The sequence below is a fragment of the Zhengella sedimenti genome (assembly GCF_046506625.1).
In the GTDB taxonomy this organism is placed as follows: Bacteria; Pseudomonadota; Alphaproteobacteria; order Rhizobiales; family Rhizobiaceae; genus Zhengella; species Zhengella sedimenti.
This window is the reverse complement of sequence record NZ_JBKFFP010000005.1, coordinates 142,220-164,952: the sequence shown is the minus strand read 5'-3', so window position 1 is coordinate 164,952 and position 22,733 is coordinate 142,220. Positions and strand designations below refer to the sequence as shown.

The window sequence follows — 22,733 nt, the reverse complement described above, 5'->3', positions numbered from 1 at the left end:
GACCGGATGTCAACTCGGTCCCTGTCATTTAAGCTAAGTCGAAATACCTGTATGTGCAGGCCGTCTGCCGCTAATGACAGGGCATGGCGACCCCGATGTTCACCCGCCCTGCCCGCTTCCTGTTCCGGTTCGCCGCCCTGGCCGGGGCCGCATGGCTGGTGGCCAGGGTCCTGACCGGCGGCTGGCAATGGCGGCACACGCTGGAGCCGAGCGGCCTGGCGGCGGCCCTGCTGATGGCGGCGACACTGGCGGTGGCGCCGCTGGAAAGCCTCCTTCCGGGCCACCGGTTCATTGCCGGGCTGGCCGCCATGCGCCGCGACATGGGCCTTGCAGCCTTCGGTTTCGCCGCGCTGCACATGGCCGCGACGGTCCTGGCGCTCGGACGGCTCGACCACGTGATCCAGGGGCTGGCCTGGACCAGCATCTGGACCGGCTGGGCGGCCTTCGTCCTGCTCCTGCCTCCTGCCCTCTCGTCTTTGCCTTCGGTCAGGGCAAGGCTCGACCGCTGCTGGAAGCCCGTGCAGCGGCTGACCTGGCCGGCCGCGGCTTTCGGCGCGTGGCACTGGTATCTTCAAGCCCGTGGCGACTGGCTCTTCTGGAGTATCACCGGCCTGCTGATTGCCATGGAAGCGGCACGGATGCTTGCGCCGCGCCGCCCAACTCACTGAAAGTCGAAGGCGGACAGGCCGGTCACCATCTCGTCCAGGCCCAGCGGCCGGGTGATCGGCGGCTCGGCCCTGGCCAGACAGCCGGAGCGTTCGCACAGGCGGCATGCCGGCCCGACCGGCGTGGCGGGCACCTGGCCGTTCTTCGGCGTGACGCCCGGGACCACGCCGGGCAGCGCGCCGCCATAGATGATCTCGTCCTTGAAGGCGATGTCGCAGCCCAGAAGGATGGCGGTGCGGCGCGGGCGCTCGGCGAATGCCCCCTGCGGCCCCTCCAGCGTGCGCGCCACGGTGAGGAACTCGGTGCCGTCGGGCATGACGACGGCCTCGACGAAGATCTGGCCGGGCTGGGTGAAGGCGGCATGGATGGCGAGCTTGGGGCACATGCCGCCGAAGCGCTGCTGGGGGAACCCCTGGGCACCGGCGCGGCGGAAGCGGTGGCCGGCATTGTCGACCTCCAGCATGAAGAAGGGGATGCCGGCCTGGCCCTGCCGGCCCAGCATGGTCAGGCGGTTGGCCGCCTGCTCGAAGGAAACGCCAAAGCGCGAGCGCAGCACGTCGATGTCGTAGCGGGCCTTCTGCGCGGCCTGCAGGAATGGCTGATAGGGCATCATCAGCGCATGGGCCGCATAGCGCGCCATCTCGAAGCGGGCGAGACGGCGCGCCTCGTCGGTGGACAGTTTCAGCGCCTCGATCTCGCGCGCTATGGCGACGTTCATGCGCAGCAGCACCGCCTCCATCGCCACCTCGCGCAACTGGTCGAAGGGTGAAAGGCGTTCCGACAGGAACAGGCGCTGCGAATGGCGGTCGAAACGGCGGCGCCAGTTGGGCATGGTCGCGACGGGCAGCACGCGGACCGTGATCCCCAGTTCCGCGCGCATCCAGGTCTTCAGGGCGCCCATCAGGTCGTCGCCGGGCTGCAACAGGGCGGTGAAGGCCTCCGCCTCCTCCTCCAGCACGGGATAATGGTTCGCCCGCGGCTCCAGGACCTCGTGCACCTCGTCGATCGGCAGGCGCGCGCCCGACAAGGCGGTCGCATGGCCCTCGCGGGCCAGCAGGTCGGACAGGTCGGTCAGCCGCTCGGCCTGCTCGCGATAGGCGCGGTAAAGCTTCACGACGGCCGCGGACACATTCGGCGCGGCCTCCGCGATCTCCATCAGTTCCTGCTCGCCGGGCAGTTCGCCGACGAGCAACGGATCGGCGAAGACCTCCCGCAATGCCGCAAGCGACGCGCCGGTCTCGCCCTGCAACTCGTCCGGGTCGATCTTGTAGACCGAGGCCAGCTTCAGGATGAGCTGCACGGTGAGGGGGCGCTGGTTGCGCTCGATGAGGTTGAGATAGGATGGCGATATGCCGAGCGCCTCGGCCATCGCGGTCTGGGTCAGGCCCTTGGCGTTGCGGATCCGGCGGATGCGCGGGCCGACGAATATCTTCTGGTCCGCCACGGCGGCGCTCCATGCCTTGCTGATTTACACCGCTTTACAGAATAGGGGCACATTGTGGATTTTACAATATTTACATGCTTACAAGGCCGGCTCGTCAAAGCCTCCACAGCTTGACCCGATTCACCGCTCGAAACGGCTGTTTTCCCTCGCATATCGAGGATACGAGCGCTAGCTTGACCATGAAGGCGGCGCAGACAGGCGGTCCGGCATGAATCCGAAAGACCTGTCAAAGCGCCGTCGATATCGCAACCGGGCCGGTGCCCGGTGACAAGGAGAGACAGATGGCACCGAAAACGCGAGTCAAGGAACGCGCCGAGGAACAGGCTTCGGCCATGAACATGGACCAGCAGGCGGTGATCCGCATGGTGGCCAACGACCTGCACCGCCTCAACCAGTCGGTGATGAAGGCCGTCGAGGCCGGCGTGTCGGTGGAACTGGTTCGCTCGGCGCGCCATCACTGCGGCAACGGCAACTGGGGCGACCTGCTCATTCCGGTGATCGTGACCAACAATGCCGGTGCTGCCAACGACTGACCCGCAAGCCGGCGGATTCCCATGCAAGGCCGTGCCCGCACAGGGTGCGGCCTTGTTGCGTTCACTATTTTGTTAAATTTAAGATTGCATTCTGGCGGTGCCCTACAACATGGTTTAATGCGCTGGCGATAGGACACGCCAACGTTGAACCGAGCGAAGCACCATCCATGAAGCAGGACAATCGCGAATTTGGTCTCCGCCATGGCAAGACCGGGGTCTCCGGTGCGGGAACCAGGGCGAAGGACGACATCGTCATCGTCACGGCCGACCGCGTCAGCCGCATCGTCATCGAGGGGACACTCAAGAGGATGGGCAAGACATGCCGTGCGATGGAGCCCTCGACAATGGCGTCCGTCGAGGACATGGGCATGCCGACCCTTGTCATTCTCGAATGCAGCGATGCGTCCGAACTTTGCCGGCGCTATTCCGGCGCCTTCACCGGCAAGGCGAGGCCCAGGATCATCATGTTCAGCAATGATGAACAGCCTGACGACATCCAGGCGGACATCATCTTGCGAAAGCCGATCATTCCGGACCAGCTGGAAAAGGTCATCCTGACGATTGCCGGTCCACAGGTTTGATCGTCCCCCTTTCCTTTCACTTCGCGCATCTCCTATAGTCGGTCATCTCAACCTGATCCGGTGATGTATGACTTCCGAAAAAAGGGATGTGCGCGTAACGTCCGCAAGGCGGACCCGACCGCCGAAATTCGTCAGCAACCTGCGCGGCGTGAAATCCTGGAAAGAGGCCAACGCCTGGCTCGAATGGCGGGGGATCGAGGATATCGAGTGCATCACGCCGGACCAGGCCGGCGTTGCCCGCGGCAAGATGATGCCGTCCAAGAAATTCACGTCGAACACCTCGCTTGCGCTTCCCTCCGCGGTGTTCATGACGACGATCTCGGGCGACTATCCGGAGGAAAGCGACAGCTTTCGCTATCCGGAGGACGACGGCGACCTGAAGCTCATGCCGGACCTTTCCACCCTGGCGGTGGTGCCGTGGGAAAGCGATCCGACGGCGCAGGTGATCTGCGACATGGTGCATCAGGACGGGCGGGAAGTGGAATTCACGCCGCGCAACGTGCTCAAGCGCGTCATCCGCGCCTATGACAAGCTCGGCCTGAGACCCGTTGTCGCACCCGAGATCGAATTCTACCTCGTTTCCAAGAACACCGACCCCGACTATCCCCTGACGCCGCCGCTTGGCCGTTCGGGACGCCCGATCGGCGGCGGCCAGGGCTATTCCATCGCCGGCATCAACGAGTTCGACGAGCTGATCGACGACATCTACCATTTCTCGGAAGCCCAGGGGCTGGAGATCGACACGCTGATCCATGAGGAAGGCGCCGGCCAGCTCGAGATCAACCTGCGCCACGGCGATCCGGTGGAACTGGCCGACCAGGTGTTCATGTTCAAGCGGACGCTGCGCGAAGCCGCGCTCAAGCACGACATGTATGCCACCTTCATGGCAAAGCCGATCCAGGGCCAGCCGGGCTCGGCCATGCACATCCACCAGTCGATCATCGAGAAGAAGACCGGGCGCAACATCTTCACCAACGAGGACGGATCGGAATCGGAGGCGTTCCGGCATTTCATCGGCGGAATGCAGCGCCATGTGCCGAACGCACTCGTCATGTTCGCGCCCTATGTGAATTCCTACCGGCGGCTCACCAAGGGCGTCACGGCGCCGGTGAACGTGGAATGGGGCTATGACAACCGCACCACGGCCTTCCGCATTCCGCGTTCCGACCCGGCGGCCCGGCGCGTGGAGAACCGGATTCCCTCCTCCGACGCCAACCCCTATCTGGCGCTTGCCGCATCGCTCGCCTGCGGGCTGATCGGGATGAAGCAGAAGCTGGAGCCGAAGGACCCGGCCGGCCATTCCGCCAACGAGGCGGATATCGAACTGCCGCGCGGGCTGATCGAGGCGACGGCGCTGTTCGAGGCCGACGAGGCCCTGACGGAGATTTTCGGCGCCGGGTTCGTGGGTACCTATGCGGCGATCAAGCGGGGCGAGTTCGAGACCTTCATGCAGGTGATCAGCCCCTGGGAACGCGAGTTCCTGCTCCTCAACGTCTGACCGGAACGCCATCATGGTCCATACGAGTGCAATCTCGCCCGGCCTGTCCTGGTATGAAGCGACCGCCGGAGAGCGGACGGAATGGCCGGCGCTGAAAGGCGACCACACCACGGACGTCATCGTCATCGGCGGCGGTTTCACCGGGCTTTCGGCGGCAGCGCAACTGGCGAAAGACGGGATCGGCTGCATCCTGATCGAGGGCCACCGCGTGGGCGACGGCGCGTCGGGCCGCAATGGCGGGCAACTGGGCACGGGGCAGCGGGCCTGGGCGGAGGAACTGGAGGCAGAGATCGGCCTGGAACGGGCCCGCACCCTCTTCGCCATCGCCGAGGACGCCAAGACGCATCTGCTCGAATTCGCCCGGACGCACCAGATCGACATCGAATACGTGCCGGGCCAGATGTCCGTGGTGCACAAGCCGCGCTATCTCGATGCCTTCCGCGCCCATGCCGACATCATGGCAGAGCGTTTCGCCTATCCGCATGTCCGCTTCATGGACAAGGCGGAGACCGCCGAGCGGCTTGGCTCGACACGCTATCACGGCGGCATTCGCGACACGGCCACCGGCCACATCCATCCGCTCAAACTGGTTCTCGGCACGGCGCGCGTCGCGGCGCTGTCCGGCGCGTCGATCCACGAAAACACGCCGGCGCTTTCCATCGCGCGCGAGGGCGGCAAGGTGGCCGTGACGACGCCGGAAGGAACGATCCGCGCCGAACGCTGCCTTGTCGCCACGAATGCCTATGGCGAGACTCTGGAGCCGGTCTCGGCCGCGCATATCATGCCGATCCGCTCCTTCATCGGCGCCACTGTGCCGCTCGGCGGCGATAGCAGCGTCATTCCGGGCGGCGAAAGCGTGGATGATTCGCGCTTCGTGGTGCGCTATTTCCGCAAGTCACGCGACGGCCGGCTGCTGTTCGGCGGACGCGAGGCCTATACGGCGGAAGAGCCCAACGACATCACCACCCATGTGCGCAAGCAGATCGCGGAGATCTATCCGGCCTTGCGCGACATCGAGATCACCCATGCCTGGGGCGGCTCGGTCGGCATCACCATTCCGCGCAAGCCCTTCGTGCGCGACGTGATGCTGGGCGTCACCTCCATCGGCGGGTTTTCCGGCCATGGGGTGCTGCTGTCGAACCATACGGGCCGGCTCTACGCGGAGGCCGTGGCCGGCAAGGAGGACCGGCTGCGCCACTACCGGGACCTGAAGATTCCGCCCTTCCCCGGCGGACGCATGTTCCGCAAGCCGCTGCTGCTGGCCGCCATGACCTGGTTCTCGATGCTCGACCGCATCTGAACCTTCTGACCCGGCTCTCCCGCATCGGTTCTTTCCGGGCAAGGTCCGGACGCGAAACCGGGAACCACTTTCGCTGGCCTTGCCCAGCTCGACCGCATCTGAACCTTCTGACCCGGCTCTCCCGCATCGATTCCTTCCGGGCAAGGTCCGGACGCGAAACCGGGAACCACTTTCGCTGGCCTTGCCCCACTCGACCGCATCTGAACCTTCTGATCCGGCTCTCCCGCATCGGTTCTTTCCGGGCAAGGTCCGGACGCGAAACCGGGAACCACTTTCGCTGGCCTTGCCCCGCTCGACCGCATCTGAACCTTCTGACCCGGCTCTCCCGCATCGATTCTTTCCCGGCAAGGGCCGGACGCGAAACCGGGAACCACTTTCGCCGGCCTTGCCCCGCTCGAGCGCATAGGGGACAGCACCGGAGCCGGCCAGCGCGGATCAGATCCGGCGCACGATCACCGATCCGGCCGAATAGCCGGCGCCGAAGGAGCAGATGACGCCGAGGCTGCCCCGCGGCAGGTCGGCATTGTTCTGGGCGAAGGCGATGATGGAGCCGGCCGACGAGGTGTTGGCGTATTCCTGCAGGATGTTGGGCTGTTCGCCGGGTTCCGGCTCACGGCCGAGCACCTTCTGGCCGATCAGGTCGTTCATGCCCTTGTTGGCCTGGTGCAGCCAAAGCCGCGACAGGTCCGACGGGGCGATGTCCTCGTCCTCCAGATGCGACAGCATCATGTCCGATACCCAGGGCACGACCTGTTTGAAGACCTTGCGGCCCTCCTGGTAGAAACGCATGTCGCGGCGGTCCTCCATCTGGTCATGGGTTGGCCGAAGGAAGCCGTTGTTGTTGCGGATATTGTTGGAAAACATCGTGCGGCAGCGCGTGGAAAGGATTTCCCAGCCGCCGTCTGCGGCCGCATCGGCACGTTCAAGCAGGACCGCCGTGCAGACATCGCCGAAGATGAAATGACAATCGCGATCGCGCCATTCCAGGTGGCCGGAGGTGATTTCCGGATTGACCATGAGGATGGCGCGGGCGGAGCCGGAACGGATCATGTCGGCGGCGGCCTGGATGCCGAAGGTGGCCGACGAACAGGCGACGTTCATGTCGAAGGCGAAGCCGCCGATGCCGAGCGCCTGCTGGATCTCTATGGCGATGGCCGGATAGGCGCGCTCGTGGTTGGACGCCGCACAGATGACCGCATCAACGTCCTCCGGCCCGCGGCCAGCCATGGCAAGCGCCTGGCGGGCGGCATCCAGCGCGATTTCCGCCATGATCGACAGGTCGTCATCGGCGCGCGGCGCAAGGCGCGGATACATGCGGCCGGGATCGAGCACCCCGTCCTTTTCCATCACGTGGCGGCGCTCGATGCCGGATGCCTTGAGGATGAATTCCTCGCTCGACATGGGCTTAGGCTCGATTTCGCCGCGCGCAATGGCATCCGCGTTGGCCTCGTTGAAACGGCGCGCATGCTCGTTGAACGAGGCGACGAGTTCGGCATTGGTTATCACTGCCGGCGGCGTGAAGACGCCGGTGCCGGTGATGGCGACTGCATTCATGGTTCCTGCCCCCTTGTTCCTGCACTTACACGCAGCGGCCGCCGTCGACCTCCAGCGCGACGCCGGTGATGAATTCCGCTTCGTCGGAGGCCAGCCACAGCGCGGCATTGGCGATGTCGAGCGGCGTGGAGAAGCGTCCAAGCGGGATGACCGACTTGAACTTCTCGCGGATTTCCGGCGTGTCCTCGCCCATGAAGGAGGCAAGCATCGCGGTTTCGCCGGCCACCGGGCAGAGCGCATTGACGCGGATCCGCTTGGGCGCAAGTTCAACCGCCATGGATTTCGTGGCGGTGATCGCCCAGCCTTTTGAGGCATTGTACCAGGTCAGGTTCGGGCGCGGCCGCAAGCCGGCCGTCGACGCCGTGTTGATGATCGAGCCACCGCCCTGGCGCTCCATGATGGGCACGACCAGTTGCGTGGAATGATAGATGGCCTTCATGTTGACGGCGGTGATGAGGTCGAACGTGTCCTCGTCCACGTCCAGCAGCGATCCGTTCCTGTGGGTGAAACCGGCATTGTTGACCATGATGTCGACGCGGCCGAAGGCCTGCGTGGCGGCATCCACCATGGCTTCGATCTCGTCACGCAGCGCCACATCCACGGTCACCGGAATGGCCGCGTCGCCGATCTCGGAAGCGACGCGCTCCGCACCCCTGGCGTTGAGGTCGGCCACGACCACCCTCGCACCCTCTTCGGCAAAGCGCTTGGCCATGCCCTCGCCGAAACCGGACGCGCCGCCGGTGATGATCGCGACCTTGTCTTGCAGGCGCCCCATGGATGTCTCCTTCCCGTTCGTCTCGTTCAGCCGTGGTTGAACACGACCGTTTTCGTTGCCGACATGTCATACAGGGCGTCGAAGCCCTTTTCGCGGCCATGGCCGGATTTCTTGAAGCCGCCGAAGGGCAGTTCGATGCCGCCGCCCGCGCCATAGCCGTTGACAAAGACCTGGCCGGCGCGCACGCGCTTGGCGATGCGGTGCTGGCGGGCGCCATCGGCCGTCCATATGCCGGCGACAAGGCCGTATTCGGTGCCGTTGGCCAGACGCACCGCCTCTTCCTCGCCGTCGAAGGCGAAAAGCGACAGCACCGGGCCGAAAACCTCTTCCTGGGCGATCGCCGCCTTGGGATCGACGGACCCGAACAGGGCGGGCGCGGCATAGTATCCGCCATCCGGCGCATCCGGCGACACGGTTCCGCGCGCCAGGACCGGCACGCCGGCCTCTTGCGCGGCGTCGATGAAGCCGGTCACGCGCTCGCGCTGCCTGGCATTGATCATCGGACCCAGATCGAGATCGGCCTGGTGCGGCCCGGCGACCAGCGCGGAAAAGCGTTCGGCGAGCGCCGTGGCGACACGCTCGTAGACCGGCGTCTCGATCAGGATGCGGCTCCCGGCCGAACAGGTCTGGCCGCCATTCTGGATGATGGCGTTGACGAGCACCGGCAGGGCCGCGTCGAGGTCGGCATCTGCAAAGACGATCTGCGGCGACTTGCCGCCCAGTTCCATGGTCACGCCGCGATTGTTGACGGCGGCGGCCTGCTGGATGCGCGTGCCGGTCAGCGTCGATCCGGTGAAAGTGACGTAATCGACGCCCGGATGGGCCGAGAGCGCGGCTCCTGCCGTCGCGCCATAACCGGTCACGACGTTGACAACGCCCTCGGGGAAGCCGGCCTGCAATGCCAGTTCGCCAATGCGGATGGCGGTCAGCGATGCGTCCTCGGCCGGCTTGACCACCAGCGTGTTGCCCATGGCGAGGGCCGCGCCGAGCACACGGGCCAGAATCTGCATGGGATAATTCCACGGGATGATGCCGGCGACCACGCCATGCGGCTCGCGCAGGGTCAGCGCCGTGTAGCCATCGAGAAACGGGATGGTATCGCCGTGGATCTTGTCGGCGGCACCGCCATAGAACTCGTAATAGCGCATGGTGGCGGTGACGTCGGCCTTGCCCTGGCGCACGGGCTTGCCGGTGTCGCGGCTTTCCAGCGCCGCCAGTTCATCGCCGTTTTCCTCGACAAGATGGAAGAGCCTGGTCAGCAGGCGGCCCCGCTCGACCGCCGGCATGCGGCTCCACGGACCGTCGTCGAAGGCCCTGCGCGCAGCCGCGACGGCGCCATCCACATCGGTTTGGCCGGAGGAGGGAATGGAGGCGAAGGCCATGCCGTCGGACGGACAGACCACGTCGATGCGCTCGCCGGAGGCGGCATCGACACGCTTGCCGTCAATGATGTTCATGAAGGCGATGCCTTGCGCGACCGTGGTCGCCGGATGTGCGCCCATGATGTTCCTCCCGTCTTGCCGCGCCGGCCCGTGCCGGCAGTCAGGGCAGCGACTTGAAACGCTTGGACCCGGACTGTCAAGCCGGGCCTCCTCCCCGGAAGGTTGAAAAAAGGCGGAGCGGGGACTGGCGTCTTTAAATCGATTAGATTATAGAAAGACGCAGAGTTGAGAAGCGGACATCATGACCAGCACGATCATCCCCGTCGATCCCTTCGACTTCATCATCTTCGGCGCCACCGGCGACCTGGCTGAACGCAAGCTGCTCCCCGCACTTTATCAACGCCAGCGCGACGGCCAGTTTTCCGAACCGAGCCGGATCATCGGCGCGTCACGCTCGGTGATGAGCGATGACGCCTTCCGCGACCACGCCCGCCAGGCGCTGGAGCGTTTCGTCGGACCGGGCGAGCGCGACGAGGCGGAAATCGCCCGCTTCCTCGACCGGCTGTCCTATGTTCCGGTGGATGCCACGGGCGATGGCGGCTGGGCCGATCTTGCCGCGAAGCTGGATGCGCCGGATCGCATCCGCGCCTTCTACCTTGCGGTCGGGCCGGGCCTTTTCGGCGACATCGCGCGGCGCATCCATGCGCACGGGCTTGCGACGCCGCAGACACGGATCGTGGTGGAGAAACCCGTCGGGCGCGACCTTGCCTCCGCACAGGCGCTCAATGACACGATCGGGGCGGCCTTCGACGAAAGCCAGATCTTCCGCATCGACCACTATCTCGGCAAGGAGACCGTGCAGAACCTGATGGTGCTGCGCTTTGCCAATGCCCTTTATGAGCCGCTCTGGAATTCCGCCCATATCGACCATGTGCAGATCACGGTGGCCGAAAGCGTCGGCCTGGAGCAGCGCGCCGGATATTATGACAAGTCAGGCGCGCTGCGCGACATGGTGCAGAACCACCTGATGCAACTTCTCTGCCTGGTGGCCATGGAGGCGCCGGCCTCGCTGGATGCCGATTCCATGCGGGACGAGAAACTGAAGGTGCTACGCTCGCTGGTGCCGCTCACCGGCCCGGAGGCCATCCGCCAGACGGTGCGGGGGCAGTATCGCGCGGGCGCGTCCTCCGGCGGGGCGGTCTCCGGCTATCTCGAGGAACTGGCCGATCCGTCCAGCACGACGGAAACCTTCGTCGCGCTCAAGGCGGAGATCGCCAACTGGCGCTGGGCCGGCGTGCCGTTCTACCTGCGCACCGGCAAGCGGCTGGCCTCGCGCGTCTCGGAAATCGTCGTTCAGTTCAAGCCGGTGCCGCATTCGATCTTCGAACCGGCGGCTGGCATCGTCCATGCCAACCAGCTTGTCATCCGGCTGCAGCCCGACGAGGGCGTGAAGCAGTGGATCATGATCAAGGATCCCGGCCCGGGCGGCATGCGGCTGCGCCATGTGCCGCTCGACATGAGCTTTGCGCAATCCTTCAATGTGCGCCATCCTGACGCCTATGAGCGGCTGCTGATGGACGTGTTGCGCGGCAACCAGACACTGTTCATGCGCCGCGACGAGGTGGAAGCCGCATGGCGCTGGATCGATCCGATCCTCGCGGCCTGGGCCGACCGGCCCACCGACGTCCATGGCTACACCGCGGGCACCTGGGGGCCGTCGGCCTCCATCGGCCTCATCGAACGGGACGGACGCACATGGCACGAGAGCATCTAGCGGAAACACCCGCACCGGCCGGCAAGAGCTGGCATGAGTTCGCAGGACCGGATGCGCTGGCACGCACGCTGGCGCGCCGCGTGGCGGGTGTGCTTTCGCTGGCCGTCGAGCAGAAGGGCCATGCCGTCCTGGCCGTTTCCGGCGGCACGACGCCCGGCCGTTTCTTCGACTGCCTGGCCGACGAACCGATCGCCTGGAACAAGGTCACGGTCACGCTCGTGGACGAACGCTTCGTGCCAATGTCCTCGAACCGCTCGAACATGCGGCTGGTGACCATGCGGCTTCTGCAAAAGGCGGCGGCGCGGGCCTCCTTCGAGGGCCTGTACGAGCGCGCCGACACGGCTGAACAGGCGGCAGCGGCTGCGGCCGAACGCCTGCTGCGCCTCATCCCCCCGCCCTTCGACGTGGCCATCCTGGGCATGGGGCTGGACGGGCATACCGCCTCCTTCTTTCCCGACGCTGCGGAATTAAAGGACCTGCTCGACCCCGGTGCCGCGCCCGGCCTGAGCGCCGTGCATTCGGCAAGCGCGGGAGAGGACCGGCTGACCTGGAACCTCGCCGCGCTCGCTTCCGCCTCGCTCCTGGTCCTGCACATCGAGGGGCTTGAGAAGAAGGACGTGGCGCTCAAGGCGACCGAACCCGGCCAGGACACCGGCCTCCCCGTCGCCGCCCTGTTCGAACACGCGAAATCGCCCGTGCAGATCTACTGGTCGCCGGGCGGAAAGGCCTGAAACCATGACTGCCGCGCAGACCATCCGCACCGTTACCGAGCGCATCCGCGAGCGCTCCAGGCCGACCCGAGAAGCCTATCTGGCCCGCGTCGACGCGGCGGCCGCGCGCGGCGTACACCGGACGCAACTGGGCTGCGCAAACCTCGCGCACGGATTTGCCGCCTGCAGCGCGACCGACAAGGCGGCGCTTGCCGGCGATGCGGTTCCCAATCTCGGCATCATCACCGCCTATAACGACATGCTCTCGGCGCACCAGCCGCTGGAGCATTATCCGGCGCTGATCCGCGCGGCGGCGCGCGAGGCGGGGGGCGTAGCGCAGGTGGCCGGCGGCGTTCCGGCCATGTGCGACGGCGTGACACAGGGCCAGCCGGGGATGGAGCTGTCGCTGTTCTCGCGCGACGTCATCGCCATGGCGGCGGCCATCGGCCTGTCGCACAACATGTTCGACGCCGCCGTCTTCCTCGGCGTGTGCGACAAGATCGTGCCCGGCCTGACCATCGCGGCGCTGACATTCGGCCATCTGCCGGCCGTCTTCATCCCGGCCGGGCCGATGACATCGGGCCTGCCCAATGACGAGAAGGCGCGGGTGCGCCAGCTTCATGCCGAAGGCAAGGTTGGGCGGGCGGAACTGCTCGACGCGGAATCGAAATCCTATCACGGGCCGGGCACCTGCACCTTCTACGGCACCGCCAATTCCAACCAGATGCTGATGGAGATCATGGGCCTGCACACGCCGGGCTCCTCCTTCGTCAATCCGGGCACGCCGCTGCGCGACGCGCTGACGAAGGAGGCGGCCAGACGGGCGCTCGCCATCACGCAGTTCGGCAACGAATTCATGCCCGTGGGCCGCATGATCGACGAGCGATCCATCGTCAACGGCGTGGTCGGACTGAATGCCACGGGGGGATCGACCAACCACACCATCCACCTGATCGCCATGGCGGCAGCGGCGGGGATCCGCCTGACCTGGCAGGACATTTCCGACATTTCCGACGTCACACCGCTGATCGCGAGGGTCTATCCCAATGGCCTGGCGGACGTGAACCATTTCCATGCCGCCGGCGGCATGGGCGTCCTCATCGGCCAGCTTCTCTCTGCAGGACTTCTGCACGAGGATGTGCGCACCGTCTGGGGCGAGGGTCTCGAAGCCTATGTGATCAAGCCCCGGCTGGGGAAGGACGGGACCGTGGTGCGTGAGCGCGCACCGCAAGCGGCTCACGACCCCAAGGTCCTGTCGACGGTTGCCCAACCCTTTCAGCCCACCGGCGGCCTCTGCCTGCTGAAAGGCAATCTCGGCCAGGCGATCATCAAGGTTTCCGCCGTCAAGCCGGAGCGTCACGCCGTCACGGCGCCGGCAATCGTCTTCGAGGACCAGGAAGCGCTGCAGGCGGCTTTCAAGGCCGGGGAACTGAACCGTGATTTCGTGGCGGTGGTGCGTTATCAGGGGCCGAAGGCCAACGGCATGCCGGAACTGCACAAGCTGACGCCGCCCCTGGGGGTGCTGCAGGACAGGGGCTTCAAGGTGGCGCTGGTGACGGACGGGCGCATGTCGGGAGCCTCCGGCAAGGTGCCGGCAGCCATCCATGTGACGCCGGAGGCATTGGACGGCGGCATGATCGGGCGCATTCGCGACGGCGACCTGATCACGCTGGACGCGCAAGCCGGCAGGCTCGACGTTCATGTGCCAACGGCGGAACTGGCCGCCCGCACCGCCGCGGTGCCGGACCTTTCCGGCAACGGCCACGGCACGGGCCGGGAACTTTTCGCCAATTTCCGCCGCATGGCAGGACGCGCGGACGAAGGCGCCACCGTTTTCTGACGGCCGAGGCCCGGCGGCACGCAGCCGGTTTACCGTTCATTAGCCCGGGCCCGCTAACGTTCGGCTCGGACGGTCGCGCCTGTTTTCGGCGCATGATGCTCCGGCGGCCGCCCGCTGCTTGTCGCAAGCATGTTTCCCATCACGAACCGCCTTCGCTGATCGAGCCGGGCGCGAAGGCCGTGGAGACCGCACAATGGCTGGCAAGAAGCCCGCAAAGCCGGAAAAGGACAAGAAAGCCGCCGGCAACGGCGATGGCGCAGGCGGCGGGATCATGACGCTGGCCCCCAAGATCATGGGCGCCCTGTCGGTCCTGTCCGGCGCGGCGCTGCTGGCGGGCCTTTACGACGTCGGTCATCTCGGACTGGTGCACATGCTCGAAGGCGTCGCCATCGTGCTGGTGCCGCTCTATCTCGTCGGCGCGCTGGCCGCGATCTTCATGGGCGGCAAGGCGGCCGCGGCCATGGCCGGCGGTGAAGGCACGGATGGCGTGATGGCGGAACAGTTGCACGAGTTGCAGAGCAAGGTGAATGCGCGCCTGACCTCTTTCCAGAGCACGCTGGACGCCATGACCGGCCAGGACTACGAGAAAATTCTCGCCGAGAACAAGGAATTGCGGGCGCAGCTCGACGCCATCCGCGCCGCGGAAAAGGAGCAGATCGACCAGCAGGTGGAGATGCTTCGCGCCAAGAATGCCGAGCTGGAGGAACAGATCCGCAAATGGGCGATCCAGTCCGTCGAGAACGCCATCAACGGCGACGGCGTCGGCAACGGCGATTCGGTCAACGTCGCCGCCTGACCGGCGGGCTCAGAACCGGGGCGCCTCGACGCCGGCCTTGCGGCAGGCCGAAACCAGCGTATTCGCCATCAGCATGGAAATCGTCATCGGGCCGACGCCGCCCGGAACGGGCGTGATGGCGCCGGCGGCGGCGGCTGCTTCCGCATAGGCGACATCGCCGACGAGCCGGGTCTTGCCCTCGCCCTTTTCCGGCGCCGCGATCCGGTTGATCCCGACGTCGATGACCGTCGCACCCGGCTTGACCCAGTCGCCGCGGATCATTTCCGGCCGGCCCACGGCCGCGACCAGGATGTCGGCCGTCCGGCAGAGTGCGGCCAGGTCGCGCGTGCGGCTATGGGCAATCGTCACGGTGCAGTTGGCGGCCAGAAGGAGATGGGCCATCGGCTTGCCGACGATGTTGGAACGGCCAACGACGACGGCATTCAAGCCGGACAGATCGGTTCCGCGCACCCGCTCGATCAGGATCATCGAACCGGCGGGCGTGCATGGGACGAAGGCCTGGTCCAGTTCCCCGGTAGCCAGCCGCCCGACATTGATGAAGTGGAAACCGTCGACATCCTTGTCCGGATCGATGGCCTGGATGACCTTGCCGGCGTCGATATGGCCGGGCAGCGGCAATTGAACCAGAATGCCATGAATGGCGGGATCGGCGTTGAGGTCCGCGATCAGCGCCAGCAGGTCCGCTTCCGGCGTGTCTTCCGGCAGGTCGTGCTGGACCGAATGAAACCCGCATTCCCTGGCGCGTTTCGATTTCGATGCGACATAGACTTGCGAGGCAGGGTCCTCGCCCACGATGACGACCGCAAGTCCGGGTGTGACGCCCCTGCTTTCAACCAGATGTGCGGTTTGCGCCTTCACCTTTGCCGCGACATCCGCCGCGATCGCCTTGCCGTCGATTATCGTCGCCATTCGTGCCGGTCCTTGCCTTTGCCCGGATGCCGAAGCGCCCGCGCCTTTCGCTGAAATACCATTGCGACTGGCCGGTTAGCATGTCCGGGAGGCGGATTCATCTCCCGAATGCGACACATGCATGCCGTTTCGGCGAGAATGTCAGGATGCGCGGCGACGCCCGGAGGATGCGCGTTCCACGCGGTCGCGCAAGCTGCGCAGTGCCGATCGCAGCGCGCGCACTTCGGCGTCGACCGCCGGATCCCCGCCCGCGTCATGCGGATCCGAACCGGGCATGGCCGATGCATGGTAAACCGGCTGCGGCGCGAACTGGACAGGCGGGGCAACGGGCGGCGCCCATTGGGGGGTCCACGGCCAGTAACCGGCAGGCATCACCGGTGCGGCGGCAGGCGCCATCCAGGGATGCGGCGCGCCGCTCCAGAGGCCGTGCTGTGCTGGCGCCGGTGCAACCGGGGCCGGGCCGTAGCGCGGGTCCGGCAGCCAGCCCGGGACGGGCACAGTGGGCGATCCGGAACCCGGCGCATAGGCAAGCGGCGGCTGCTGCGGCCAATGCGGTGGCTGCTGCGGCCAATGCGGCGGTTGCATCATGCCGGCCTGTCCATGCGGACCGGTCCCGGCATGGAGTTGCGGTTGTGATGCTGCTTCGGCAGGAGCGCCGCCGTGGCCTGACCCCGGCATCATCGCGGCCGCACCTGCGGGGCCGCCGGCATGGTGCATGGACCGTCCGGCAGGCGCGTCCGGCTCTTGCAGGCGCCCTGTGCCGCGGCGGCCTGCCGGCGGCAGGGGCCCGTGTGGCGGTGACGGTTCTGCCGTGACAGGTTCGCCGCCCGATTCCGGCCGGCCGTGCTGCCTGAAGGCTGTTGCCATCGCATTGCGTCCGCCCAGCGCGGCGAAAATCCCGCGCAAAATCCCGATGCCGACGCCGGCCAGGAAACCGAAAACGGTAAACAGGATGGCAATCGTCGCACGGGACGGGCCGGTCGGCAGAAGTGCCGGCGTGGCGGGCGAGATCAGCGAAACGTTGGCGGTGTTGAACCCCTTCTGCTCGGCCACATCGCGGGCGCGCAAGAGATAGTTTTCGTAGACAGCGCGCTGGGCGGCCACTTCGCGTTCAAGTTCACGCAATTCCACGAGACGGCCCGAGACATCGGCCTGAAGGGCCTTGGCCTGGGCGAGGCGGGCGCTCAGCTGCTGCTCCTGCTCCACCGCGCGCTTCAGGTCCACCTGGATGGACGACACGATGCGGCGCAATTCAGCAGCAATCTGGCGCCGGGCGCCCGCGAGCTGCGCTTCGACCGCCTGGCGCTCGGGATGGCGCGGCCCGAGCCGCACCGCAAGGGCATCGGCCTGCTGGGCAAGCCGCGCATATTGCGAGCGCAATTCGGACAGCACGGCGGAATTGACGTATTCGGGAAGGGAGGCGCTGACCGCCGCATCCGGATCGACATCGCGGGCACTGCTGGCACGGGCCTGCAACTCTATGGTCTTCGCGCGGGCGACTGACAACTGGTCGTTCAGCTTGACGATCTGGTCGTCGGTGATCAACCGTCCCTGTGCATCGACGAGATCGTTGGCGGCCTTGAATTCCTCCACCGCCTTCTCGCCGTCGAGCACGCCCTGGCGCAACTCGGCCAGGCGCGAGGTGATCTCGGTCTCGGCGCGGCCGGCCGTGTCGGACTGGATGCTGCCAGCCACCTGACGGAAAACCTCGACCACCGTGTTGGCGATGCGCGCGGATTTCTCCGGGTCCTTCGTGCGGGCGCTGACATAGATCACGAATGTCTTGTCGCCGCGCGATATTTCGAGGCTCTCGGCCAGGTTCTCCACCGCGAGCGCACGGGCGCGGTCCGTGTCGGCGACGCCACCGCCTTCGCGAAGCAGCGACTTGAGATCGGATACAAGGCCGCGAAACGAAAAACCGCCGGCCTGCCCGTTGAACTCGCTGTCGTCGGCGAGATCCAGCGCCGTGACGACATCGCCGAGCACCTTGCCCGAATACATCACGCGGACCTGGTTCTCGATGATGGCCAGCGTGGCGTCGGAGGGAAGCCCGCCGGCGGTCAGGTCACGATCGCCGATCTTGATGTCGCGCGGGTCGACGATCACCTCGGCCGTGGAGATGTAGTGCTTCGGCGTGCCCAGAGCGACCAGGACGCCCAAAGCGGCTCCGGCCAGCGTTGTCGCGACAACGATCCGCCCCGACCGCAAGATGCCCCCCACGACGGCCATCGGGTGGACCAGCGGCTGCCAGGGCTCCTGCTGACCGCCCCCGGACGGACCGGCCGGCGGCCGTGGCGGCGTTCCGGTGTCATTGCCACGCTGCATGGCCTGGGAGAGCTTGTCGCGATCGCCGGCCGACAGGGAAAACCGGCGCCGGCGTGGCGGACGGACAGGTGGCCAAGCGGCATCGAAACCGTCCGCCGACAATCTGTCCGACCGGTCGCCGGAACGCAATGAAAGAAGGCTTTCATGCCGTTCCGGCCGCTCGCTGAGCGCATCCGTTCCGCGCGCGTGGTCCGTCTCGCGTCGCGACAACAGCGAGCGGCTTCTGGCGGTATCGTTGTCGTCGCGACGGCTCATGGTGTCCCGGCTTGATCCGTTTCGCGAAAGGCGAAAGCGTTAACCCAAGCTAAACAGGCACGGGTAACAAAAGGTTAATGAGACCGAAAACGGCGCGGCAGTCCGTCACTTTGTTTTTTCCTTTTTTAGTGAAACTAATCATATGTCCGCACACGCAGCCTTAATCTTTGAAATGTATGAGTTTCCGCATGAGCAACGCCGTCGATCCGATCCGGAATGCAACGCGCCGGCGAATGCCGGATGCGGTCGCGCGTCTCATTCCGGGCAACTGGCGTGCGCTTGTGGGCGACTACATGGCGGCCATCAGCGGATCGCTGGGACGACTGGTCTTCTCGCTCGCCTATTTCGTGATTCTCGCCAACACGCTGACCATCGCCGATTTCGGGCTCTTCGCCACGGCCTCGGCAACCGGCGTCGTGCTCTCGCGCATCGTCGCCTTCGGGTTTTCCTCGCCGCTCTACAGGGCCGCGACCATGCGGCCGCGCCTGATCGGCCTGTATGCGGGCGGCTACCTGGCGATGATGCTGGTTTCGCTGCCCGTTCTGGCCGCCGCGGCGATGCTCGCGCATGGGCTCGTCTTTGCCGGGGAAATGGCGCTGGCAACCTTCCTGCTCATCATCGTGACCGAAGCGCTGATCTGGCGCAGCGCCGAAATCGTCGTCATCGTGAACAACGGCATGGGCCTGTTCGGCCGGGCTGCGGCGCTGGTGATCGCCAGCACGGCCCTTCGTGCGCTGGCCGCGCTGAGCTTCTGGTTCACGGGCGCGGGCAACAGCGTCGACACATGGGCGCCGTGGTATGCGGCCGCCAACCTGACCGTGCTCGCGATCGCGATCGTCTGGTTCTTCCCGCGCTACCGGATCCGCTTCCACACCGGCATCATCCGGCGGCGGATGGCCGATTCCCTTTCGGTCGCGGGCGCCGAGATCCTGTTCTACCTGCAGATGGAACTGGACAAGCTGCTGGTGCTGGGGATCGGCGGGCCCAAGCTGGCAGGTCTCTATGCCATCATCATGCGACTGGTCGACCTGACGGCGATCCCGATGCGCACGTTCAACATGATGCTCGTGCAGGCCATCATGCGGCGCGGCGGGGAAATCGGCAGCCGGATGCGGCGGATCGGGTTCGAGGCCGGCATCTTCGCGATCTCGACGGCCGGCATGGCCTTCATCGCGCTGCTGCTGGCATGGCGGCCCGGACTGATGGGCGCGAATGTGGCCGAGGCCGCGCCCATCCTGATGCTGGCCCTGCTGATTCCGGGTTTCCGGAACCTGACCGAATATCACGCCGAACTGCTCTATGCGCGCGGCCAGTCCTTCCGCCGGGCGGTCAACCTGGCCGCCCTCGCCGTGCTCAAGGCGGGGTTGCTGACGTTTCTCCTCTCAGGCGCCGGTTCCCAGGCCGCCATCATCGGCAGCCTGACCTGGGCCTTCGCGGGCCTTTACCTGGCGTCCGTTCTGCTGACCTACCCGGCGCTGCGCCAGCCCGCCCGCCCGCTATAGCCTCTGGAAGATCACGCTGCGGCGAGCACGGCGGAGCGGATATCACCGACATCGGCGCCGGTAAACGACTGGAGACCGACGGCCACCTGGCCAGGCGCGAGACCACCGATGAAATCGCGGATGCCGGCCCCGTCGAGGGCCGGTCCGGTCCAGTAGATGCGGCACAATTCATGGCTGTCGTGGAAGTGGCCCTCGCCGTGCAGCACGGCATCGGCATGGATCCCGTAAACCATGCATTCGGAAAAGCGGCGGTTGCGCGCGATCGCTTCGATCCAGTGCCGTCCGCCGGCCGCGGAAAGGCGCGTCATCATTGCCTGCGTGGCATCGGTGCGCCAGGCGATCAACGTGGCGATGTAGTCGTGGGCGGGCGGAAAGGCATTGCCCAAGCCCAGCGCTCCGGCGGCATTGCGCGCCCATTCACGTTGCGTCTCATGACCGGGCTCGGCCAACCGGCCGTCGCGGCGGAACAGGCGCAGCCGGTCTCCCCGCCACAGGCTGGCGCAATCGAAGGCACGGAGAAACGCCGTATCGGAATCGCAGAAGAAGAGCGCATCCTCATCGACATGCCCGGCAATGGCGATACGGCGCAATTGCTGGACGTGCCAGCCACGCAGAGGCGGAACACGGGCCGAGAGCCAGATGCGCCGGCGGAACCCGGACAGCGGATCCGGCATGTCATGCAGCCAGGACGGCAGGATGTCCCCCTCGCCGACGACCTCGCGGCGCGGCCCCTCCAGTTGGCGGAACAGGGCGACATCGGGACCGGAGACGAGAAGCAGGTGCCGCGTGGCGCCCGTGACGTGACGGTCCACGGTTTCGCAAAGCAGGCGGCAACGCTCGAAATCCGCGGCATAGCTGGCGGTGACAAGAACGGTGCGCCGCGCCCGCGCGGCCTTCGCCTCAGCGACCATGGCCGGACTTCGCAAGACGTTGCCTGGCGACCCGCCAGAGGAACAGCGGATTGCCCACCAGATAGCGCCGCCAGAGGCGCGAAGGCTCCAGCCAGAGCCGGTAGGCCCATTCCAGGCGCAACCGGCGGATCCATGCCGGTGCGCGCGGCACCGCGCCGGACAGGAAATCGAGCAGCGCGCCAACGCCGACGGGAACCGTGCAATGCTCCCCGCCCAGCTTGCGGCCGATCCACAATTCCTGGCGCGGCACGCCCATGGCGACAAGGAGGATGTCGGGATGCAGGGCGCGCAGGCGCGCGAGTATCGCCTCCTCGGCTGCTGCGTCGAAGAAGCCGTCGCCGATGACCTCGTAGCGGTGCTGCGGGGCCTGGGTGCGAAGCGCCTGGCACGCGGCGGCCACGTTGTCGCTGGTGGTGCCGAGCAGGCCGACCGTGAGCGGCGTCCGCCGGTCCTTCAGGAAGGCGGGTATGAAATCCGTGCCGTTCAGGTTGGCGGGAAACGGCTCGCCGTAGAGAAGCTTGGAGGCGATGTCCACGCCCACCCCGTCGGGAAGCACGAGGAAACGGCGCATGACCTCGGCGAATTCGGCATTCACGGCGGCCACGTTGGCATTGTGGGCGTTGAGGAAGCTGACAGGCGTGAAGCGCCCCTTCTCGACCAGATCGTCCAGCAGGGCGATGCCCTCCTCCCAGGTCAGCACGGCAACCGGCAGGCCGAGGATCTCGGCGGAACGGGTGTTGGAACCGGTCTGATCGAAAATGACGTTCATGCCGCGCGCCTGCCTGCGGCACCGGCGGCGAAAGCGTCCAGCGCCCGTGTCACCCCCGCATCGAGCGCCGCCAACTGGGCGGCATGGAAGGCGGCCCCGTCAAGGCGTACCGGAGAACGCGCCTGGCGCACGAGGGCCGCGGCAAAGTCCTTCGGGTCCTCGGCGGTCACGCAATTGTCCGGCACACGGGCAACGCCCCGCAGGGCCAGCGCCGTGGCCACGCTGGGGAGACCGTGCTCGAAGGTCTCGATGGTCTTGAGTTGGACGCCGGTGCCGGCGCGCGCGGCCAGCGGCACCACGCGGGCATGGCGAATGAAGGAAGCGGCATCCGGCACCCGGCCGACGAAGCGTGTCCCCGGATGCCCGGAAGGCATGCCCTCCGGTACCGAGCCGGCGATCCGCACCGTGAAGGTGTCCGGCAGATGGGGCGTCACGGCGCGCAGGAACCAGTCCAGGCCGATGCGATTGGGCTCCCAGGTCCAGGTGCCGATGAGGCCGGCGTCGTATTCGGCCTCTTCGGTGACAGGCAAGGGCGCTTGCGTGCAGGTGACGAGCGGCAGCGTGGTGAAGCGATCGTGTCCGGCCTCCCGGGACAGGACGGCGGCGTCATCGTCCGACAGCGTCAGCACATGGGCGGCGGCACGGCAGAAGCGCCTTTCCAGCGCGCGCAGGTGGCGCGCCTCGCGGCGAAACAGGAAACGTTGCAGGGGACTGCCCGCTGCCTCGGCGTTTTGCGCGGCCGAGACGTACTCGACATTATGCGCCACGAACAGGGCGGGGCGCGACAGGAAGAGATCGGGATAGGCGCCGGCCATCTGCACGGCATTCAGCACGAAGCCGTCGAACGGTCCGATGCCTTCCAGGGCACGCTCGACCGCAGCGCGCCCTGCAATCTGCAGCTTGGCGGACGAGACCGTCGTCCCGGCGGCAACGGCCTGACCCAGCCACTGGGCCTTCCTGAGTTGGGTCGCGTGCGCGGTCGTCGGGTCGATCTCGCCAAGCACGACGCTGCCGCCATCGTCCGGCGGTCTCTGTCCGGGCCGGGCATAGCCGAGCACGGTCACCCGCGCGCCCGCCCTGCGCAAGGCTGACAGGATGGCCGCGTTGGCGATCTCGTAGCCCGTCGTGGGCGTGCCATGCGGCACGATGGAACTGACAAAGACAAGATGCATGGTCACGCTCCGCCATCCCGGATGCATGAGCGCAACG

The 22,733-nt window shown here is 66.4% G+C and carries 19 protein-coding genes; 10 read left to right on the top strand and 9 right to left on the bottom strand.

Features of this window, described 5'->3' with window-relative positions:
• Window positions 1-83 precede the first annotated feature (83 nt).
• Window positions 84-668 (top strand): ferric reductase-like transmembrane domain-containing protein, encoded by a 585-nt coding sequence (locus ACLB6G_RS14725; protein ID WP_410356954.1) that lies wholly within the window; start codon window positions 84-86, stop codon window positions 666-668.
• Here ACLB6G_RS14725 and ACLB6G_RS14720 read toward each other — a convergent pair.
• A complete protein-coding gene (locus ACLB6G_RS14720; RefSeq protein ID WP_410356953.1) occupies window positions 662-2,110 on the bottom strand; it encodes a helix-turn-helix domain-containing protein in 1,449 nt (482 codons plus the stop codon). The two genes, ACLB6G_RS14725 and ACLB6G_RS14720, sit on opposite strands and share 7 nt — an antisense overlap.
• Window positions 2,111-2,391: 281 nt before the next feature.
• Here ACLB6G_RS14720 and ACLB6G_RS14715 point away from each other — a divergent pair, with 281 nt between their 5' ends.
• The 4 genes from ACLB6G_RS14715 (at window position 2,392) to ACLB6G_RS14700 (ending at window position 6,022) form a co-directional block, all read left to right on the top strand.
• A complete protein-coding gene (locus ACLB6G_RS14715; RefSeq protein WP_410356952.1) occupies window positions 2,392-2,643 on the top strand; it encodes an SMc00767 family acetate metabolism repressor in 252 nt (83 codons plus the stop codon).
• A 167-nt stretch (window positions 2,644-2,810) separates the two neighbouring features.
• Window positions 2,811-3,224, top strand: coding sequence for a hypothetical protein (locus ACLB6G_RS14710; RefSeq protein ID WP_410356951.1), 414 nt, complete (start codon window positions 2,811-2,813; stop codon window positions 3,222-3,224).
• A gap of 67 nt (window positions 3,225-3,291) precedes the next feature.
• A complete protein-coding gene (locus tag ACLB6G_RS14705; RefSeq protein WP_410356950.1) occupies window positions 3,292-4,722 on the top strand; it encodes a glutamine synthetase family protein in 1,431 nt (476 codons plus the stop codon).
• A gap of 13 nt (window positions 4,723-4,735) precedes the next feature.
• The gene (locus ACLB6G_RS14700) at window positions 4,736-6,022 is read left to right on the top strand and encodes an NAD(P)/FAD-dependent oxidoreductase (protein ID WP_410356949.1); all 1,287 of its coding nucleotides are present in this window, start codon (window positions 4,736-4,738) and stop codon (window positions 6,020-6,022) included.
• A gap of 435 nt (window positions 6,023-6,457) precedes the next feature.
• Here ACLB6G_RS14700 and ACLB6G_RS14695 read toward each other — a convergent pair whose 3' ends face one another.
• From ACLB6G_RS14695 to ACLB6G_RS14685, 3 genes are read right to left on the bottom strand one after another with little or no spacing between them, the layout of a single operon-like run.
• Entirely contained in the window at window positions 6,458-7,576 is a 1,119-nt protein-coding gene (locus tag ACLB6G_RS14695) for a beta-ketoacyl-ACP synthase III (protein ID WP_410356948.1), read from the bottom strand.
• A gap of 25 nt (window positions 7,577-7,601) precedes the next feature.
• Entirely contained in the window at window positions 7,602-8,351 is a 750-nt protein-coding gene (locus ACLB6G_RS14690; protein WP_410356947.1) for an SDR family oxidoreductase, read from the bottom strand.
• A 26-nt stretch (window positions 8,352-8,377) separates the two neighbouring features.
• Window positions 8,378-9,853, bottom strand: a complete 1,476-nt coding sequence (locus ACLB6G_RS14685) for an aldehyde dehydrogenase family protein (RefSeq protein ID WP_410356946.1) — start codon at window positions 9,851-9,853, stop codon at window positions 8,378-8,380.
• A 181-nt stretch (window positions 9,854-10,034) separates the two neighbouring features.
• Between ACLB6G_RS14685 and zwf the strand changes: the two genes are divergently transcribed.
• The 4 genes from zwf (at window position 10,035) to ACLB6G_RS14665 (ending at window position 14,853) form a co-directional block, all read left to right on the top strand.
• Window positions 10,035-11,507: a glucose-6-phosphate dehydrogenase gene (gene zwf / locus ACLB6G_RS14680; RefSeq protein ID WP_410356945.1), complete on the top strand. Its 1,473-nt coding sequence runs from the start codon at window positions 10,035-10,037 to the stop codon at window positions 11,505-11,507.
• Complete coding sequence (pgl, locus tag ACLB6G_RS14675; RefSeq protein ID WP_410356944.1) at window positions 11,489-12,238, top strand: 6-phosphogluconolactonase; 750 nt, start codon at window positions 11,489-11,491, stop codon at window positions 12,236-12,238. The genes zwf and pgl overlap by 19 nt, the downstream gene beginning before the upstream one ends.
• Window positions 12,239-12,242: 4 nt before the next feature.
• On the top strand, window positions 12,243-14,057 hold the full coding sequence (gene edd, locus ACLB6G_RS14670; protein ID WP_410356943.1) for a phosphogluconate dehydratase: 1,815 nt from the start codon (window positions 12,243-12,245) through the stop codon (window positions 14,055-14,057).
• Window positions 14,058-14,250: 193 nt separating this feature from the next.
• Complete coding sequence (locus tag ACLB6G_RS14665; RefSeq protein ID WP_410356942.1) at window positions 14,251-14,853, top strand: hypothetical protein; 603 nt, start codon at window positions 14,251-14,253, stop codon at window positions 14,851-14,853.
• A 9-nt stretch (window positions 14,854-14,862) separates the two neighbouring features.
• Here the strand turns inward: ACLB6G_RS14665 and folD are convergent, their stop codons facing one another.
• Window positions 14,863-15,762 (bottom strand): bifunctional methylenetetrahydrofolate dehydrogenase/methenyltetrahydrofolate cyclohydrolase FolD, encoded by a 900-nt coding sequence (gene folD, locus ACLB6G_RS14660; RefSeq protein ID WP_410356941.1) that lies wholly within the window; start codon window positions 15,760-15,762, stop codon window positions 14,863-14,865.
• Window positions 15,763-15,903: 141 nt separating this feature from the next.
• Window positions 15,904-18,342, bottom strand: coding sequence for a GumC family protein (locus ACLB6G_RS14655; protein ID WP_410356940.1), 2,439 nt, complete (start codon window positions 18,340-18,342; stop codon window positions 15,904-15,906).
• Window positions 18,343-18,530: 188 nt separating this feature from the next.
• Here ACLB6G_RS14655 and ACLB6G_RS14650 point away from each other — a divergent pair, with 188 nt between their 5' ends.
• Complete coding sequence (locus ACLB6G_RS14650) at window positions 18,531-19,844, top strand: lipopolysaccharide biosynthesis protein (protein WP_410356939.1); 1,314 nt, start codon at window positions 18,531-18,533, stop codon at window positions 19,842-19,844.
• Between the two features lie 11 nt (window positions 19,845-19,855).
• On the opposite strand, the gene ACLB6G_RS14645 is transcribed toward ACLB6G_RS14650, so the two are convergent.
• The 3 genes from ACLB6G_RS14645 to ACLB6G_RS14635 are packed head-to-tail and all read right to left on the bottom strand — an operon-like array spanning window position 19,856 to window position 22,696.
• Window positions 19,856-20,755 carry a DUF6492 family protein gene (locus ACLB6G_RS14645; RefSeq protein ID WP_410356938.1) on the bottom strand — a complete coding sequence of 300 codons (900 nt, stop codon included), beginning with the start codon at window positions 20,753-20,755 and terminating at the stop codon, window positions 19,856-19,858.
• Complete coding sequence (locus tag ACLB6G_RS14640) at window positions 20,745-21,524, bottom strand: WecB/TagA/CpsF family glycosyltransferase (RefSeq protein ID WP_410356937.1); 780 nt, start codon at window positions 21,522-21,524, stop codon at window positions 20,745-20,747. Before ACLB6G_RS14640 ends, ACLB6G_RS14645 begins: the two co-directional genes overlap by 11 nt.
• Entirely contained in the window at window positions 21,521-22,696 is a 1,176-nt protein-coding gene (locus ACLB6G_RS14635) for a glycosyltransferase (RefSeq protein WP_410357156.1), read from the bottom strand. Before ACLB6G_RS14635 ends, ACLB6G_RS14640 begins: the two co-directional genes overlap by 4 nt.
• Between the last annotated feature and the right edge of the window lie 37 nt (window positions 22,697-22,733).

Excerpts from the sequence above, each read along its gene's own strand:
- ACLB6G_RS14710 (WP_410356951.1), top strand. The coding sequence starts at position 2,811 with ATGAAGCAGGACAATCGCGAATTTGGTCTCCGCCATGGCAAGACCGGG.
- ACLB6G_RS14705 (WP_410356950.1), top strand. The coding sequence starts at position 3,292 with ATGACTTCCGAAAAAAGGGATGTGCGCGTAACGTCCGCAAGGCGGACC.
- ACLB6G_RS14645 (WP_410356938.1), bottom strand. The coding sequence starts at position 20,755 with ATGGTCGCTGAGGCGAAGGCCGCGCGGGCGCGGCGCACCGTTCTTGTC.
- ACLB6G_RS14665 (WP_410356942.1), top strand. The coding sequence starts at position 14,251 with ATGGCTGGCAAGAAGCCCGCAAAGCCGGAAAAGGACAAGAAAGCCGCC.
- zwf (WP_410356945.1), top strand. The coding sequence starts at position 10,035 with ATGACCAGCACGATCATCCCCGTCGATCCCTTCGACTTCATCATCTTC.
- ACLB6G_RS14685 (WP_410356946.1), bottom strand. The coding sequence starts at position 9,853 with ATGGGCGCACATCCGGCGACCACGGTCGCGCAAGGCATCGCCTTCATG.
- ACLB6G_RS14695 (WP_410356948.1), bottom strand. The coding sequence starts at position 7,576 with ATGAATGCAGTCGCCATCACCGGCACCGGCGTCTTCACGCCGCCGGCA.
- ACLB6G_RS14635 (WP_410357156.1), bottom strand. The coding sequence starts at position 22,696 with ATGCATCTTGTCTTTGTCAGTTCCATCGTGCCGCATGGCACGCCCACG.
- ACLB6G_RS14650 (WP_410356939.1), top strand. The coding sequence starts at position 18,531 with ATGAGCAACGCCGTCGATCCGATCCGGAATGCAACGCGCCGGCGAATG.
- ACLB6G_RS14655 (WP_410356940.1), bottom strand. The coding sequence starts at position 18,342 with ATGAGCCGTCGCGACGACAACGATACCGCCAGAAGCCGCTCGCTGTTG.
- ACLB6G_RS14690 (WP_410356947.1), bottom strand. The coding sequence starts at position 8,351 with ATGGGGCGCCTGCAAGACAAGGTCGCGATCATCACCGGCGGCGCGTCC.
- folD (WP_410356941.1), bottom strand. The coding sequence starts at position 15,762 with ATGGCGACGATAATCGACGGCAAGGCGATCGCGGCGGATGTCGCGGCA.
- ACLB6G_RS14700 (WP_410356949.1), top strand. The coding sequence starts at position 4,736 with ATGGTCCATACGAGTGCAATCTCGCCCGGCCTGTCCTGGTATGAAGCG.
- ACLB6G_RS14715 (WP_410356952.1), top strand. The coding sequence starts at position 2,392 with ATGGCACCGAAAACGCGAGTCAAGGAACGCGCCGAGGAACAGGCTTCG.
- ACLB6G_RS14640 (WP_410356937.1), bottom strand. The coding sequence starts at position 21,524 with ATGAACGTCATTTTCGATCAGACCGGTTCCAACACCCGTTCCGCCGAG.
- ACLB6G_RS14725 (WP_410356954.1), top strand. The coding sequence starts at position 84 with ATGGCGACCCCGATGTTCACCCGCCCTGCCCGCTTCCTGTTCCGGTTC.
- pgl (WP_410356944.1), top strand. The coding sequence starts at position 11,489 with ATGGCACGAGAGCATCTAGCGGAAACACCCGCACCGGCCGGCAAGAGC.
- edd (WP_410356943.1), top strand. The coding sequence starts at position 12,243 with ATGACTGCCGCGCAGACCATCCGCACCGTTACCGAGCGCATCCGCGAG.